This window comes from Thiomonas sp. SCN 64-16 (genome assembly GCF_001725585.1).
GTDB classification, from domain to species: Bacteria; Pseudomonadota; Gammaproteobacteria; order Burkholderiales; family Burkholderiaceae_C; genus Thiomonas; species Thiomonas arsenitoxydans.
Genome location: NZ_MEGQ01000077.1, coordinates 1 through 16369, shown reverse-complemented (window position 1 = coordinate 16369; position 16369 = coordinate 1). Strand labels below are relative to the sequence as shown.

Genomic DNA, 16369 nt, shown 5'->3' with positions numbered 1-16369 from the left:
TCGGAAATGCCGCTTCCTGCGCCTTCACATAAGTCGCCGGCGTGGCGATGGCCACCAAGGGCAGGATCACGTCGCATTTGCGCACGTGGTACTCGATCCACTCCTTGTTGATGGTGATGTCGCCTTCGAAAAATTTGAAGCGCTTGTTGGCGGTGAGGTCTTCCACGCGGTCGGCGTTCATGTCCATGCCGTACACCTGCCAGTCGGTGGTGGCGAGGATGCGCATGGAGAGATGATGACCGATGAAACCGTTGACGCCGAGGATGAGGACTTTTTTCATGATTGCTGTGTTGCGAGTTCCGAAATTTGTAGATCGTTCAGGGCAATGCCAGGTTGGTCGGCATCCCATAGTTCGATAATGTGAAGTGCGCCGCCATCGCCGGTTCGGGCCAGGAGTTGCCCCTCTGCGATATGCAGGCCGACCGTACTTTTGTCGGCGATTCGCGCACGCAGTGATGGTGACGCGATGCGGGCGCGCGCCACGATGAAACGACGGCCCAGGTGATCGAAAAATGCGCCGGGGTAGGGCGGGGCCACGGCGCGGATGAGGTTGTAAACCGATTGCGCTGACTGGTTCCAGTCGATGCGACCGTCTTCGGGCTTGCGACCGCCGAAATAACTGCCGACGGACAGATCGTTGCGGCGACGCGGCACTTCCCCGCGCATCAACTGCGGCAGGACGTTCCACAGCGCGATTTCGGCGGCCACGGTGAGCTTGTCGAACACCTCCTTGGCGGTGTCGTCAGGCAGGATGGGTACGGCCTGCTGCGCGACGATGTCGCCCGCATCCGGCTTGGCTTCCATCAGATGCAGCGTGGCGCCGGTCTCGGTTTCGCCGTGCAGCACGGCCCAGTTCACCGGAACCCGGCCGCGGTATTTGGGCAGCAGCGAGCCGTGCATATTGAGCGCGGCGATTTTTGCGGCGGCCAGCAACCGCGCGGGCAGCATGCGGCGGAAGTAGAAGGAAAACAGAAAGTCGGGCGAAAGCGCCGCGACCCGGTCGATGAGCGCCGCGTCAACCGCGTCGTCCACATAGACCACGGGAATGCCGGCCTCTGCCGCCACGTCGGCCACGCGATCGAACCACAGGGTTTCGGTCGGACTGTCCGGGTGGGTGACGACCAGTTGCACCTGCACACCCCGCGCGAGCAGCGTTTTGAGGCAGCGCACGCCGACGTTGTGATAGGCGAAGACGACGGCGTTCACGGCAGCGGGGCGGTTTGTTGCGCAGCGTTGGTCGCCTGCGCGATATGCGGCACGAACACGCCGGGCTCGGGGGGTAGATCCTGCAACACGGCCTGAACGAGATAACGCGGACGTCCGCGCACCTGCTCATAAATGCGGCCGATGTATTCCCCCAGCAGGCCGATGCTGAACAGCACCACGCCGAGCAGGAAGAAGGTAATGGCGAACAGGGTGAAGACCCCCTGTACCTGCGCACCTTCGACGAAGCGCTGCACCATGAGGTAGAGAAACAGCGCGCCCGAGGCGAGCGACAGCAAGATGCCCGAGTAAGACATGAGCTGCAGCGGCACCAGAGAAAACCCGGTGACCAGATCGAAGTTCAGCCGGATGAGCTTGAACAGTGAGTATTTGGACTCGCCCGCCTGCCGCTCTTCGTGCGCCACTTCGATTTCGGTGGGTTTGAGCGCGAAGGTGTAGGCCAGCGCGGGCACGAAGGTGTTGGACTCGGTGCAGCGATTCACCGTGTCCACGACGTCGCGGCCGTAGGCGCGCAACATGCAGCCCTGGTCGGTCATGCGCACGCTGGTGATTTTTTCGCGCGTCCAGTTCATCGCGCGGCTGGCATAGCGGCGAAACCGGCTGTCCTGGCGCATGCGGCGAATGGTGCCGACATAGTCGTAGCCCTCGCGCATTTTGGCGACGAGCTTGCCGATCTCTTCGGGCGGGTTCTGCAGGTCGGCGTCGAGGGTGACGACGATGGGCGCGCGGGTGTGCTCGAAACCCGCGAGGATGGCCATGTGCTGACCATAGTTGCCGTTGAACAGCACCACGCGGGTGACATCCGGGCGCAGACGTTGCTGCGCGGCCAGCAGCGCGGCCGAGCGGTCGCGGCTGCCGTCGTTGACGAACAGAATTTCGTAGGGCTCGTTCAGCGCATCGAGAGCGGGGTAGAGGCGGGCGAACAGCGCGGCGAGTCCGGCCTCTTCGTTGTAGACGGGAACGACCACCGAAACGGCGGGGTGAGCATGCAGAGTCATAGGCCGAATTGTCGCAGCACGGCGTCGAGGGCGTCAGTTACCCGGGTCACATCGCTGTCTTGCATCCCAGGAAAAAGCGGCAGGGTGAGAATGGAAGCGCCCACGGTTTCGGCGTGTGGAAAGTCGCCGGGTTGGAAGCCGCGCTTGCGGTATAGGCTGAACAGGTGGATGGGCGGATAGTGCACGCCGGTGGTGATGCCGCGGTCTTTGAGCGCCTGCATCAGGGCGGCGCGTTGCACTTGCGGCGGCGGCACGATCTGGAACATATGCCAGTTGCTCTGAATGAAATCACGCGGCGGCAGTTGCACGCCCCTGGCCTCGACGCCCAGCGCATCGAACGCTGCGAAATAGCGCTGCGCTAGATCTCGGCGGCGGGCGTTGAAGCGTTCGATGTGCTGCAACTGTCCCCAGCCCACACGCGCGGCCACATCGGTGAGATTGGACTTGCCGCCCACTACATCGACGTCCATGCCGTCCAGACCGCTGCGCTGCACACCTTGCAGGCGCAGGCGGCGGGCCAGATCGACGTCGGCGTCGGCAGGAAGCACTAGACAGCCGCCCTCGATGGAGGTGATGTTTTTGTTCGGATGGAAGCTGAACGAGGCAAAGTCGCCAAAGCTGCCGATGCGCTGGTGTTTCCACAGACTGCCGATGGCCTGAGCCGCGTCTTCGATGACGCGCAGACCATGGCGGGCGGCGATGTCATATATCGCCTCCAGGTCGGCGGGCAAGCCGGCGAGGTGAACGGGCAGGATCGCCCGGGTGCGCGCCGTGATGGCGGCTTCGATGCGGTGGGCGTCGATATTGCGGGTGGCGGGATCGATGTCGACAAAAACCGGCGTGGCACCCACCGCCAGAATCACATTGCTCGTCGCTACCCAGGACAGCGGCGTGGTGATGACTTCATCGCCCGGGCCGACGCCCAGCAGCCTGAGCGCGATCTCCATGGTGACGGTGCCGGAGGAATAGGCGAGTACCGGGCGTCCGCCGAAGTAATCGGACAGTGCCTGCTCGAAGCGAGCGCACCAGGGGCCGGTGGTGATCCACCCCGAACGCAGCACTTCGACGACACCGGCAATGGTGTCTTCGTCGATTTCCGGGCGGGTGAAGGGAAGCATGTCTTGCGGATTCATACGGGGGAACTCAGGCTCGGGCGACGATGATGACGCCCACGATGATGACGGCAATGCCGACGAGTTTCTGCGCGGTGAGCGCTTCGCCGAACAGCCACCACGCGGCAAAGGCGGTCACCACATAGCCGAGCGACAGCATGGGATAGGCGATGGAGACCTGCACCCGGGTGAGCGCCAGGATCCACACTACGACGGAGACCGCGTAGAACGTCAACCCCAGCAGAATCTGCCATTGCAGGGCGAAGTGCAGCCCGGCGTGCCAGATATTGCTCGCGGTGAAGCTGAAGCGCCCCACGGTTTCCGCGCCCGATTTGATGAGCAACTGCGCCGCCGCGTTGAGCAGCACGCCGGTGAGCACCAGGCCAAAGGCGACCGCGCTCATCGCTGGGCTCCGGCGTCAGCTTGCGGGGAAACCAGCGACGGCCCAGCGTTCCAATCTGCGGGCAGATGCGCCGCTGCCGATTGGGCGGCCGCGCCGTAGTCTTGCCCCGGTTTGGCGATGACGATAAAGCGCGGGGCGCGGTAGATCACCGTCATCGGCATATGCAGCGCCTGCAGCGCGGGCAGGGTGAACGGCGACATCAATGCCAGAGGCTGCTTGTCCTCGTTCCAGCGCCGGGCGAAATCGGCGTAGGTCGGCACCCACAGACCGGGCTGCTGCGTGATGCCGAAATGCAGCTCGCCCTGATACTCGACCAAGGTGACGGTGCGGTCGAGGTAAAAGGGCAAGGTCTGGTCATAAGTGCCGACGGCGTAGAACGGCTGACCCGGCAGAATCCAGGGCCGGATGGCGTGGACCACATCCTTGGTCGATGCGGTGCGGCCCAGAATCTGGAACTGCTGGATGCCCAGCGAGAACCCCAGCGTCATCGCCACGCTGACCAGCAGCACGGCCGCGGTGCGCCGCCCCTGCGCCTCCCAGCGCCAAGCCACAAGCCCGCTGATCAGCGCCGCCGCTGCGGTGCCTTCGAGCCACCAGCCGAACTGCTGATACAGCGCGCCGGGCGTGGTGGCGTTGCCCAATCGGTGCAACTGCGTGAAGCCGATCACCGCCGCCAGCCCGAGCAGCGCCAGCAGAGCAAACTGCCAGCGCAGCACTCTGGGCCGCGCCCGGTCGAGATAGTCGCCGATCAATAGTGCAATGGCCGGGAAGATGGGCAGGATGTAAGAAGGCAGCTTCGATTTGGAGATGCTGAAAAACACAAAAATGAACACCGCCCAGATCACCAGCATGCCTTGTGCATGCAGCGTGCGCCCCTGTGCGCTGCCAAATGCCGCACCGCGCTGCGCGGGCCGCGCCGCGCCGCGCCAGAGGGCGGGAACGAGACTGCCCAGCCAGGGCAGCACGCCCAGGATCAGGATGGGAAAAAAGTACCACCACGGACCGGGACGTTTGAGTTCGCTGGTGAGAAATCGGGTGAACTGCTGATAGATGAAAAAGTAGTCGAAAAACTCGGGATTACGCGCCTGCACCCAGACGAACCAGGGCGCGGCAATGGCCAGAAAAATGAGCAGACCGCTGACGATGTAGAGCCGCGTCCACAGCTTCCAGTCGCTGTAAATCAGGGTGTAGAGCACCAGCGCGGCGCCGGGCAGCAGAATGCCGATCAGTCCCTTGGACAGCACGGCAAGCGCCATGAAGGCCCAACAGGCCCACATCCACCAACGGGTCTGGGCGCGATTGGCGCCTGGCCGCTGCGCCAGCAGAAAAGCCATCAAACTCGCGGACATGGTGGCTGCGGTGCCCATGTCCAGCGTGTTGATGTGGCTCATCGCGTTCCAGTAAAACATGCTCGCCAGCACGCATGCGGCAAACACCCCGGTGCGCCGGTTGAACAGCCGCGTTCCGGCCCAGCCGGTGAACAGCACCGTGAGCAGGCCGGTGAGCCCTGTCCACAGACGCGCCTGCCATTCGCCGAAGCCGAACACTTCATAAGTCACCGCAGTCGCCCAGTATTGCAGCGGCGGTTTTTCGAAGTATTTGAAACCGTCGAGCCGGGGCGTGACCCAGTCGCCCGTCACCACCATTTCCCGCGGAATTTCGGCGTAGCGGCCTTCGTCCGTCGGAACCAGATCGCGCCAGCCCAGCGTGCCCAGCCAAAGAACGACGAGGGCGGCAAACATCAGCCAGGTCAGGCCGCGGCCGGGGCCGGTGTCTGAATCGGAAAAGTCTTGTGTGGATTGCGACATGGAGCAAGCGTGTTCTGGGTGAGGCTCGGACGGATAGCCGAGCATGGTAACGGGCTGTTCCTTGCACGCCACTGAGGGTCGGTGCTGCAATGCAGAGCAGGCGAAACTGAACCGGAGACACCCATGACCTGGCCCACCCATGATGTGACCAATCAAGCCCCGCCCTTGCAGGATTACAACCTGTTCACCGCCGATCCCGCGCTGCGCGAGGCGCTCGCCCGTGCTGGCGGCGGCTGGGCGGAGGAGCAACTCACGCGGCAGGGCGCGGAGCTTGGCACCGCCGCCAGCTACGAGCAGGGGCGACTGGCCAACCAGAACACGCCGGTTCTGCGCGCTTTCGATGCCAGGGGCTTTCGCCGCGACCAGATCGAGTTTCACCCGGCCTGGCATGCGCTGATGAGCGACATCGCCCGGCGCGGCCTGCACACCGGCCCTTGGGCGCGGCCGCAGCCGGGGGCGCATGTGGCGCGGGCGGCGGGCTTCATTCTGCAAACGCAGATCGAAGCCGGGTCGATGTGTCCCACCACCATGACCTACGGCGCGATTCCCGCGATGTCGCGCGACGCCCTGCTGGCGCGCGACTGGCTGCCCACGCTGATGCGCCCGGAATACGACCCGCGCGATCTGCCGCTGGCGCAAAAACGCGGCGGCCTGATCGGTATGGGCATGACCGAAAAGCAGGGCGGGTCGGACTTGCGCAGCAACACCACCCGCGCCGAACCCGACGGCGCGGGCGGCTACCGCCTGACCGGGCACAAGTGGTTTTTTTCCGCACCGCAATGCGATGCCCATCTCGTACTGGCGCAGACCGCGGGCGGCCTGAGCTGCTTTTTCGTGCCCCGCTGGACGCCGGACGGCAGCAAGAACCCGGTGCTGATCCAGCGGCTCAAAGACAAGTTGGGCAACCGTTCCAACGCTTCGTCCGAAGTGGAATTTCAGGGGGCCTGGGGGCATCTGCTCGGCGAAGAAGGGCGCGGCGTGCCGACCATTCTGGAAATGGGCACCTATACCCGGCTGGATTGCGTGCTCGGCACCACCGGGCTGATGCGCCAGGCCCTGAGCCAGGCGGTGCACTACGCGCGGCACCGACAGGCATTCGGCGCTGCGCTGATCGATCAGCCGCTGATGCGCAATGTGCTGGCCGACATGGCGCTGGAGGTCGAAGCCGCCATCGCGCTGGCCCTGCGGCTGGCGCAGGCCTTCGACTCGCAGCACGACGAGGCGCAGTTGCTGCTGCGGCGCCTGCTCACGCCGGCGGGCAAGTTTCGCATCTGCAAACGCGGCGCCGAACTCGCCGCCGAGGCGATGGAGGTGCTGGGCGGCAACGGCTATGTCGAAGACGACGTGCAGGCGCGCATCTACCGCGAGATGCCGGTGAATTCCATCTGGGAAGGATCGGGCAATGTGATGTGTCTGGACGTGCTGCGCGCTCTGGGCAAAAACCCGCGCACCGCCGACGCCCTGATGGCTGAACTCGCCCCGGCGCAGGGGCGCAACGCCCATTTCGACGCGCTCCTGCAGCGCTTCTCGGCGGCTCTGCGAGATACCGACGCGCAGCAATCGCGCGCCCGGGCGCTGACCCACGATCTCGTGCTGGCCGTGCAGGCCGCTTTGCTGCTGCGGCACGCACCGGAGCCGATCGCCCAGGCTTTCTGCGCATCCCGGCTCGGGGGTGAGTGGGGCGGAGGCTTCGGCACCTTGAGTAAGGCGACGGATTTCGATCTGCTGCTCAGTCGGGCGCTGCAAACGGCGTGAGCAGAGATCTCAAGAAGCTCGCCGGGCCGCCCCAGAGCTTCTTGCCCCTTGAGGGGAGAGCCGAGCGAAGCGAAGGTTTTCGGGGTGGTCTCAATTCAAAATGCGGAACTTGATCGGCACCAGCACCCAGGACGTGATCGACTGACCGTTGCGCGTGGCGGCCACAAAGCGCCATTGCGCCACGGTGGTTTCGGCGGCTTCGTCCAGCCGCGAATAGCCGCTGGACGACATGAGCTTGATCTGCAGCGGGCGCCCATTCGGGCCCACCTGCACCTTGAGCAGGGCCGTGCCCTCCTCACCCAATTGGCGCGACAGCCGGGGATAAGGCGGCGGCGGATTGTCGAGATACTCCGCCTTGTACGAGGCCGCAGTCTCCACGACGGGCTCGGGCGCAGCGGAGGCCGCCGCCGCGGGATGGAGCGGGCCAGGTGCCACTGTAGGCGTGGCGACCTGCGGGGCCGCACTGGGCGCGGCAGTTTTCGCCGAGTGGTCGGGAGCAGGAGGGACCGCAGGCGCTGCGGTCGGCTCGATCGACGGCGTGTTCGCGCGTGGCAAGACTGGCTTCGGCGGCTGCGGGCGCTGGGATATCGTTGGAATCTGCGAGGTCGGATGCGGCGGAGCGGGGCGGGTGAAGGGGGGGGGGGGCTGCGTTTTTTCGGGTGGCGGCACGACCGCTGTCGCCTGGGGTTGCGCAGGGGGCCGCGCGGCAGGCAGCGGCGCTTTCTGCAAGGTGATCCATTCAATCCGCTGTTCCGGCTTGTTGGGCGCCTGGGCGGGCGTGAACACCAGCCAGGCGAGCAGCAAGGCGTGCGCGAGCAGAACGCCAAGTGCGAGGGCGAGCAGGGGGATGGGCCGAGGCGGGGGCGTCAGAGAAGGAAGGGTGTTCATTACGACAAGTCGGCGTGTCCTAGCGCTTTGAGCGGCCCCTGGGCCGGGCTAGGCCCAGCCCGCCCCTACGTGGGGATCAAGCGAACTTGGGCGGCCCAGCGTTTCCTTGAGACGCTGCGCAGACAAACCTCATGAATATAATCTGACAAATTTTGTGCGCCTGAAGTGTTGCTGCCCTGCGGTGACCCCCAAGGGGCGTGATGGTCGGGCAAATTGGCCTCACAGCTATTTGCGCGCCGCGCCCCAGATTGTCGGCCAGGCTGGCGATCCATTCCAATATCCGGGCGCTCACCGGAGAATTCTCATGCTGTCCATGCTGCCCAAAGCCGTTCTGGTTCTCGCCGACGGCTCGATCTTTCGCGGCCTCTCCATTGGCGCGAGTGGGCAAACGGTTGGCGAAGTGGTGTTCAACACCGCGATGACCGGCTATCAGGAAATCCTGACCGATCCCAGCTACTGCCGCCAGATCGTCACCCTGACTTATCCGCATATCGGCAACGTCGGCGCCAACGCACAGGACGTGGAAGCGGCCCAGGTGCATGCCGCCGGGCTGATCATCAAGGATCTGCCGCTGCAGATGTCGAACTATCGCGGCGAACAGACGCTCGACGCCTATCTGCGCCAAAACGGGACGGTCGCAATCGCCGGCATCGACACCCGCAGGCTGACGCGCCACTTGCGCACCGAGGGCGCGCAGAGCGGCTGCGTCATTGGGCTGGAGGCGGGGCAAGACATCACCGATACCGTGATTCAGACGGCGCTCGATGGCGCGCGCGGCTTTGCCGGTCTGGCCGGAATGGATCTGGCCCGCGTCGTCACCACGCCGCAACCCTACGAGTGGACGCAGACCGACTGGTCGCTGGAGCGAGGTTATGGCGAAATGGCCCAACCCCTGCGTCATGTCGTGGCCTACGACTTCGGCGTGAAGTTCAACATCCTGCGCCTGCTGGCGGCACGCGGCTGCCGCGTCACCGTGGTGCCCGCGCAAACCTCTGCCGCTGACGTGCTGGCGCTGCGGCCCAACGGCGTGTTCCTCTCCAACGGCCCGGGCGACCCCGAACCCTGCGATTACGCCATTGCCGCGACCCAGAGCATCATCGCCGCCGACATGCCGACCTTCGGCATTTGCCTCGGCCATCAGATCATGGGGCTGGCCGCTGGCGGCAAGAGCTTCAAGATGAAATTCGGCCATCACGGCGCCAATCACCCGGTCAAAGACCTCGATAGCGGCCGCGTGTCCATCACCAGCCAGAACCATGGTTTTGCGGTGGACGCGGCCAGCCTGCCCGACACCGTGCGCACCACGCATGTCTCGCTGTTCGACGGCACGCTGCAAGGGCTGGCCTGGAAAAACAAACCGGCCTTCTGTTTTCAGGGCCACCCGGAAGCTAGTCCCGGGCCGCATGACATCGGCTACCTGTTCGACCGTTTTGTCGCTCTGATGGATCGCGCCTGAGACTGCCCATGGATCACATGTTCGGCGTCGTCAATCTGTGGACCTATGTGCTCGGGGTGATCTTCATCGTCCTGCTGCCAGGGCCGAACTCGCTCTATGTGCTGAGTGTGGCGGCGCAGCGCGGAGTGCGCCAAGGCTATCGGGGGGCGTTCGGGGTGTTTCTGGGCGACACGGTGTTGATGGTGCTGGCCGCCGCCGGGGCAGCCTCGTTGCTGGAAACCAATCTGGCCCTGTATCACCTGGTTCAGGCGGCGGGAGCGCTGTATTTGGGTTGGCTGGGCATCAATATGCTGCGCGCGGCCTGGAAGCGCTGGCATACGCCCGACACCGGGCTGCATGCCCAGGCACCGCAGCCCCACGCCCACCCTGAGCAGACCGGAAAGCGGCTGGAAAACCCGTTTCAAAAAGCCTTGTTCATCAGTCTGCTCAACCCCAAGGCGATTTTGTTTTTTGTGTCGTTTTTCATCCAGTTTGTCGATCCGCATTACCCGCATCCGGCGCTGTCGTTTCTGCTGCTGGGACTTATTGTCCAGTTCTTCAGCCTGCTCTATCTGTCGGTGCTGATCTTTGGCGGCGTGCGTGTGGCGGACGCCTTCCGCCGCCGCCGACGCCTTTCCGCGCTGACGATGGGCGCGACCGGCACCGGATTTTTCGGCTTCGGCGTGAAACTGGCGCTGGCGGCTACCACAAGAACACACTGATTTTTCACCTGATTCAACCGCATAAAGAGACTCGCCCATGCCCAAGCGCAGCGACATTAAAAGCATTCTGATCATCGGGGCCGGCCCCATCGTCATCGGCCAGGCCTGCGAGTTCGACTACTCCGGCGCCCAGGCCTGCAAGGCGCTGCGCGAAGAGGGCTACAAGGTCATTCTGGTCAACAGCAATCCGGCGACCATCATGACCGACCCGGAAACGGCCGATGTCACCTATATCGAGCCCATCACCTGGCAGGTAGTCGAGACCATCATCGAGAAAGAACGGCCGGACGCCATCCTGCCGACCATGGGCGGGCAGACCGCGCTGAACTGCGCGCTCGATCTGCACCGCAACGGGGTGCTGGGCAAGTACGGGGTTGAACTGATCGGCGCCAAGCCCGCGGCCATCGACATGGCCGAAGACCGTCAGAAGTTCAAGCAGGCCATGACGCGCATCGGCCTGGGTTCGGCGCGCTCAGGCATTGCGCATACCCTCGAAGAAGCTTGGGGCGTGCAGAAGACCATCGGCTTCCCGGTCATCATCCGACCCAGTTTCACCCTGGGCGGCACCGGCGGCGGCATCGCCTACAACCCGGAAGAGTTCGAGACCATCTGCAAGCGCGGCATCGAAGCGTCGCCCACAAACGAGTTGCTGATCGAGGAATCGCTGATCGGCTGGAAAGAGTTCGAGATGGAAGTGGTGCGCGACAGCGCCGACAACTGCATCATCGTCTGCTCCATCGAAAACCTCGACCCGATGGGCGTGCACACCGGCGACTCGATCACCGTCGCCCCGGCGCAGACGCTGACCGACAAGGAATACCAGATCATGCGCAACGCCAGCATCGCGGTGCTGCGCGAGATCGGGGTCGATACCGGCGGCTCCAATGTGCAGTTCGCGGTGAATCCCAAGGACGGACGGCTGATCGTCATCGAGATGAATCCGCGAGTGAGCCGCTCGTCGGCGCTGGCGTCCAAGGCCACGGGCTTTCCGATCGCCAAGATCGCCGCCAAGCTGGCAGTCGGCTACACCCTCGACGAACTGCGCAACGACATCACCGGCGGCGTCACCCCGGCCTCGTTCGAGCCGACCATCGACTACGTGGTCACCAAGGTGCCGCGTTTTGCCTTCGAGAAATTCCCGCAAGCCGACTCACGTCTGACCACGCAGATGAAATCGGTGGGCGAAGTGATGGCCATGGGCCGCACGTTTCAAGAGAGTTTCCAGAAGGCGCTGCGCGGGCTCGAAGTGGGCGTCGATGGCATGAACGAAAAGACGCAAGACCGCGAGGTGCTGGAAAAGGAGCTGGGCGAGCCCGGCCCCGAGCGCATCTGGTATGTCGGCGACGCCTTCGCGCAGGGCATGAGCCTGGACGAAGTGCACCAGCTCACCCGTATCGACCCGTGGTTTCTGGCGCAGATTCAAGACATCGTGCAGACCGAGCTGGAGCTGGAGCGCAATTTCACCCTCGATCAGCTCGATCGCGAGCATCTCTACGCGCTCAAGCAAAAGGGCTTCTCTGATCGCCGCCTTGCCAAGCTGCTGCACACCACCGAGACGGCAGTGCGCAACCGCCGTCGTTCGCTGCAGGTGCGGCCGGTGTTCAAGCGGGTCGATACCTGCGCGGCCGAGTTCGGCACGCAAACGGCTTATCTCTACTCGTCCTACGACGAAGAGTGCGAGGCCGCGCCCACCACGCGCAAAAAGATCATGGTGCTCGGCGGCGGGCCCAACCGCATCGGCCAGGGCATCGAGTTCGACTATTGCTGCGTGCACGCGGCACTGGCCATGCGGGCCGATGGCTATGAAACCATCATGGTCAACTGCAACCCGGAGACGGTGTCGACCGATTACGACACCTCCGACCGACTGTATTTCGAGCCGCTCACGCTGGAAGACGTGCTGGAAGTCGTCGATAAGGAGCGGCCGACGGGTGTGATCGTGCAGTATGGCGGGCAGACGCCGCTCAAGCTCGCACTCGATCTTGAAGCCAACGGCGTGCTTATCATCGGCACCAGCCCGGACATGATCGACATGGCCGAAGACCGCGAGCGCTTCCAGCACTTGGTCGAGCAGCTCGGCCTGCTGCAGCCGCCCAACCGCACCGCGCGCTCGGAAGCCGAGGCGCTCTCGCGGGCCGAGGAGATCGGCTTCCCGCTGGTGGTGCGCCCCAGCTATGTGCTGGGCGGGCGGGCGATGGAAATCGTGCATGAACAGCGCGACCTCGAGCGCTATATGCGCGAAGCAGTGAAGGTGAGTCACGATTCTCCGGTGCTGCTCGACCGCTTTTTGAATGACGCCATCGAATGCGATGTCGATGCCATCTGCGACGGCACAGAGGTGTTCATCGGCGGGGTGATGGAACACATCGAGCAGGCCGGCGTGCACAGCGGCGACTCGGCCTGCTCGCTGCCGCCATATTCGCTGTCAGCGGTCACAGTGGCACGCATCAAGGAGCAGACCGTCAAGCTCGCGCATGGCCTCAAGGTCGTCGGCCTGATGAATGTGCAGTTCGCCATTCAGCAACTCGACGGCAAAGATCGCATCTTCCTGCTGGAAGTGAACCCGCGGGCTTCCCGCACCGTGCCCTTTGTCTCCAAGGCCACGGGATTGCAACTCGCCAAAATCGCCGCACGCTGCATGGCCGGACAGACGCTGGCGCAGCAAGGCATCACCAAGGAAATCACGCCGCCCTACTACTGCGTGAAAGAGGCGGTGTTTCCGTTCAATAAATTCCCGGGCGTCGATCCCATCCTCGGGCCTGAAATGAAATCGACGGGCGAAGTCATGGGTGTGGGCCGAACCTTTGGCGAGGCCTTCGTCAAGTCGCAGCTCGCGGCCGGTACCCGCTTGCCCGATCCGCAGGCCGGTGGCAAGGTGTTCCTGTCGGTCAAGCAAAGCGACAAGCCGGACGCCGTTGAAGTCGCGCGTCAGTTGGTGGCCATGGGTTTTGGCGTAGTAGCCACCCGCGGAACCGCGGCCGCCATCGCCGAGGCGGGGGTGGAAGTGCAGGTGATCAACAAGGTCACCGAGGGGCGCCCGAATATCGTGGACATGCTCAAGAGCAACGAGATCGTGCTGGTGATCAACACGGTGGAAGAGCGCCGCAATGCCATCACCGACTCGCGCGCCATCCGTACTTCGGCACTGGCCGCGCGGGTTACGACCTACACCACCATTTCCGGCGCACTTGCCGCGGTCGAGGGGATGAAACAACTGCAGAAAATCGCGGTTTACCCCTTGCAATCATTCGCAAACGCGTAAAATCAGTTTCATCTGAGCACCGCACCCAGGCGATTCGACGCCGCAGGCTGCGGTGCTCGTTTTTTTCCTGGTTTAACGGAGGCCCAATCATGGCGACCCCCATGACGCGCAAAGGCGCGGAACAACTCAAGCAAGAACTGCATCGTCTCAAGACCATCGAACGACCCGCGGTGATCCAGGCCATCGCCGAAGCGCGCGCGCAAGGCGATTTGTCTGAAAACGCCGAATACGACGCGGCCCGCGACAAGCAGGGCTTTATCGAAGGCCGCATTGCCGATATCGAAGGCAAGCTCGGCACAGCGCAGATCATCGATCCGAGCGAACTGCAGGCCGACGGCCGCGTGGTGTTCGGCGCTACAGTGGAACTGAGCGACGAATCCAGCGGCGACGAAATCACCTACCAGATCGTGGGTGACGACGAAGCCGATCTCAAGCAGGGACGCATTTCCATCAACTCCCCCATCGCGCGTGCGCTGATCGGCAAAGAATCGGGTGATGTGGCCCAGGTCGCCGCACCGGGTGGCGTGCGCCACTACGAAATTCTTGCCGTGCACTACCGATGAGCAGTCTGCGCACCCGCTGGTTTCTCGCCGCGCTCTGGCTGGGCGGCATGGTGGCCGTCGGCCTTATCGGCGCACCTACGGCGTTCGCTACCGTGCCCGAGAAAATGATCGCCGCCGCCGTGGCCAGTCGCATGTTCTACCTCATGGCGCTGGCCGCCATCGTTTTCGGCGTGCTGATTGCCGCGCTCGAACGATTTGCCGACAAAAAGGCGATGTCGGTTGATCTGCTGCTGCCGCTGGGTGGCGTTTTTTTTGCCGTCCTGGGCGAGTTCGGCGTAGTGCCTCGGTTGCTGCAGGCCGCCTATAGCCATTCGCCGCAAGCAGGCATGTGGCACGGTATCGCCAGTCTGGTGTTCGCCCTGCAGGCCCTGTGTGTGGCGGCGTATGTGTGGCGGCTGCCAACACGCCGCAAAACGGCCTGAAACCTCTTTTGAATGCGTTTCAGCCGCGAGACGATTTTTTCACGCTGGTCTGGCGCGGCTTGGCGCGCTTGACCTTGCCCGTGGCCGAAAGGCGCTGATTGCCCAGCAGGGTGATGCGCTTGACCTTGGCTCGGTGTGTCGGGCTGCTGGCAGGCACGACCACTTTGACGGTGCGGGGCGATTTGCCGCGCTTGGCAACTTGCGTTTCTTCTCCAGGCGCCTGTCGGGTTTCTTTCGGGCGTGGCCGGTACAAAACCAGCAGTTTGCCAATCGCCTGCACAGGAGCGGCGCCCAGTGTGTCGCAGATGGTGTGTTGCATGGACAGGCGCGCCGCGGCATCGTCACCGAACACGCGCACCTTGATGAGTTCGTGTGCCTTGAGCGCCACGTCGATTTCCGCCAGATTGGCCGGATTGAGCCCTTGCTCGCCGATCATCACGACGGGTTTGAGCCCATGTGCCTGGGCGCGCAGGCTGCTGCGAAAGGGCGGAGTGAGTTCCAATGGGGTCATGATTGCCAAGCGCGTCGCGTCGTCTTTGTCAGCGCATTTTGAAGTCTTAATCCGCTATTGTCCTTGAAGAACCCATGTCGAGTGCGAAGAAAAACAAATTCAGCAAAGCCTGGCTGCAGGATCATCTCAACGATCCCTATGTGAAGCTGGCGCAGCGTGAGGGCTATCGAGCCCGCGCCGCCTACAAGCTCAAGGAAATCGACGAGGCCGAGGGGCTGTTGCGGCCCGGGCAGATCGTGGTCGATCTGGGCAGCACGCCGGGCTCGTGGTCGCAATATGCGCGCAACCGGCTGATGCGTGGCGGCGCGGTTCAGGGCACCATTTTGGCGCTGGATTTGTTGCCCATGGAGCCCGTGCCCGATGTGCATTTTCTGCTGGGTGACTTCCGCGAAGAGGCGGTGGTGAACCAGTTGGAGGCGCTTCTCGAAGGGCGCAAGGTCGACGTGGTGTTGTCCGATATGGCGCCCAATCTCACCGGCATTCCATCGGCTGATGCGGCCCGAATCGAACATCTGAGCGAACTCGCCCTGGACTTTGCCCAGCGCTGGCTGCAACCCCAGGGCGCGATGGTGATCAAGACCTTTCACGGCAGTTATTACAGTCAGATCGTGAAGGCTTTCAAGCTGGTATTCCAGCAGGTGAAGGCGGTCAAGCCGCAAGCATCGCGAGACAAATCGGCGGAAACTTTCATCCTGGCGCGAACGCTGAAAAAGTCGGCTGCGTAAGCGCTCAACATGATTGCAGCCACCGCGACAGACTTGCTATTTGTCAAATTCGATCAGATTGACGGAATCAATAGCCCATTTTGTCGGATCGGTTTTCCACAATCGCTGCGCCCTGCCTCTTGAAATGCCTAAAATGCACTGCATGTCTTGCATCTGCGCTTGCCCTGTTTCAGGAGGTTGGTTTTGAATAATCAATGGTTTTCCAAAATTGCGATCTGGCTGGTGATCGGTCTCGTACTGTTCACCGTGTTCAAGCAGTTCGATCGTCCCCAGCAGACCGCAGATGCCGTGAGCTACACCCAGTTCATGCAAGACGCGAAAGCCGGGCGCATCAAAAAAGTCATCGTGCACCAGAGCGGCATTCTGGACGTCACGACCACGGAAGGGCGTCGTTTCAATCTCACCTCGCCCGGCGACCTGTGGATGTTGGGCGATCTGGTGAAAGACGGTGTCGATGTCGTCGGCGCCCCGCGCCAAGAGCAATCGTTCCTGACGCAGATCTTCATTTCCTGGTTCCCGATTCTGTTGCTGATCGGCGTCT

The 16369-nt window shown here is 63.3% G+C and carries 16 protein-coding genes; 8 read left to right on the top strand and 8 right to left on the bottom strand.

The window, feature by feature from the left end; genetic code table 11:
• The 6 genes from ABT24_RS14930 to ABT24_RS14905 all read right to left on the bottom strand — a co-directional run.
• Nucleotides 1-280: NAD-dependent epimerase/dehydratase family protein (locus tag ABT24_RS14930; protein WP_286738177.1), on the bottom strand; the 280-nt coding region annotated here is incomplete at its 3' end.
• Nucleotides 277-1206: a formyltransferase gene (locus tag ABT24_RS14925; RefSeq protein WP_276731065.1), complete on the bottom strand. Its 930-nt coding sequence runs from the start codon at nucleotides 1204-1206 to the stop codon at nucleotides 277-279. The genes ABT24_RS14930 and ABT24_RS14925, both read right to left, overlap by 4 nt.
• Nucleotides 1203-2222: a glycosyltransferase gene (locus tag ABT24_RS14920; RefSeq protein WP_276731062.1), complete on the bottom strand. Its 1020-nt coding sequence runs from the start codon at nucleotides 2220-2222 to the stop codon at nucleotides 1203-1205. Before ABT24_RS14920 ends, ABT24_RS14925 begins: the two co-directional genes overlap by 4 nt.
• Nucleotides 2219-3355: a DegT/DnrJ/EryC1/StrS family aminotransferase gene (locus ABT24_RS14915; protein WP_276731060.1), complete on the bottom strand. Its 1137-nt coding sequence runs from the start codon at nucleotides 3353-3355 to the stop codon at nucleotides 2219-2221. Before ABT24_RS14915 ends, ABT24_RS14920 begins: the two co-directional genes overlap by 4 nt.
• Nucleotides 3356-3365: 10 nt before the next feature.
• Nucleotides 3366-3737: an SMR family transporter gene (locus ABT24_RS14910; protein WP_013123352.1), complete on the bottom strand. Its 372-nt coding sequence runs from the start codon at nucleotides 3735-3737 to the stop codon at nucleotides 3366-3368.
• Complete coding sequence (locus tag ABT24_RS14905) at nucleotides 3734-5545, bottom strand: glycosyltransferase family 39 protein (RefSeq protein WP_276731057.1); 1812 nt, start codon at nucleotides 5543-5545, stop codon at nucleotides 3734-3736. Before ABT24_RS14905 ends, ABT24_RS14910 begins: the two co-directional genes overlap by 4 nt.
• A gap of 123 nt (nucleotides 5546-5668) precedes the next feature.
• On the opposite strand from ABT24_RS14905, the gene ABT24_RS14900 reads away from it, so the two are divergent.
• A complete protein-coding gene (locus ABT24_RS14900; protein ID WP_276731053.1) occupies nucleotides 5669-7300 on the top strand; it encodes an isovaleryl-CoA dehydrogenase in 1632 nt (543 codons plus the stop codon).
• Nucleotides 7301-7390: 90 nt separating this feature from the next.
• Here ABT24_RS14900 and ABT24_RS14895 read toward each other — a convergent pair whose 3' ends face one another.
• Nucleotides 7391-8188 (bottom strand): energy transducer TonB, encoded by a 798-nt coding sequence (locus ABT24_RS14895; RefSeq protein WP_286738175.1) that lies wholly within the window; start codon nucleotides 8186-8188, stop codon nucleotides 7391-7393.
• 304 nt (nucleotides 8189-8492) lie between these two features.
• Between ABT24_RS14895 and carA the strand changes: the two genes are divergently transcribed.
• The 5 genes from carA (at nucleotide 8493) to ABT24_RS14870 (ending at nucleotide 14592) form a co-directional block, all read left to right on the top strand.
• The gene (gene carA / locus ABT24_RS14890) at nucleotides 8493-9644 is read left to right on the top strand and encodes a glutamine-hydrolyzing carbamoyl-phosphate synthase small subunit (RefSeq protein ID WP_276731046.1); all 1152 of its coding nucleotides are present in this window, start codon (nucleotides 8493-8495) and stop codon (nucleotides 9642-9644) included.
• 8 nt (nucleotides 9645-9652) lie between these two features.
• Nucleotides 9653-10345, top strand: a complete 693-nt coding sequence (gene leuE / locus ABT24_RS14885) for a leucine efflux protein LeuE (RefSeq protein ID WP_276731043.1) — start codon at nucleotides 9653-9655, stop codon at nucleotides 10343-10345.
• A 37-nt stretch (nucleotides 10346-10382) separates the two neighbouring features.
• A complete protein-coding gene (gene carB / locus ABT24_RS14880; protein ID WP_276731041.1) occupies nucleotides 10383-13607 on the top strand; it encodes a carbamoyl-phosphate synthase large subunit in 3225 nt (1074 codons plus the stop codon).
• Nucleotides 13608-13696: 89 nt separating this feature from the next.
• The gene (greA, locus tag ABT24_RS14875; protein WP_276707801.1) at nucleotides 13697-14170 is read left to right on the top strand and encodes a transcription elongation factor GreA; all 474 of its coding nucleotides are present in this window, start codon (nucleotides 13697-13699) and stop codon (nucleotides 14168-14170) included.
• Nucleotides 14167-14592 (top strand): DUF4149 domain-containing protein, encoded by a 426-nt coding sequence (locus ABT24_RS14870; protein WP_276707803.1) that lies wholly within the window; start codon nucleotides 14167-14169, stop codon nucleotides 14590-14592. The genes greA and ABT24_RS14870 overlap by 4 nt, the downstream gene beginning before the upstream one ends.
• 19 nt (nucleotides 14593-14611) lie before the next feature.
• On the opposite strand, the gene ABT24_RS14865 is transcribed toward ABT24_RS14870, so the two are convergent.
• A complete protein-coding gene (locus ABT24_RS14865; protein WP_276707805.1) occupies nucleotides 14612-15103 on the bottom strand; it encodes a YhbY family RNA-binding protein in 492 nt (163 codons plus the stop codon).
• Between the two features lie 74 nt (nucleotides 15104-15177).
• Here ABT24_RS14865 and ABT24_RS14860 point away from each other — a divergent pair, with 74 nt between their 5' ends.
• Nucleotides 15178-15828, top strand: a complete 651-nt coding sequence (locus ABT24_RS14860) for an RlmE family RNA methyltransferase (protein ID WP_156055091.1) — start codon at nucleotides 15178-15180, stop codon at nucleotides 15826-15828.
• 183 nt (nucleotides 15829-16011) lie between these two features.
• On the top strand, nucleotides 16012-16369 hold a 358-nt coding region (locus tag ABT24_RS14855; RefSeq protein WP_286738170.1), incomplete at its 3' end, for an ATP-dependent metallopeptidase FtsH/Yme1/Tma family protein.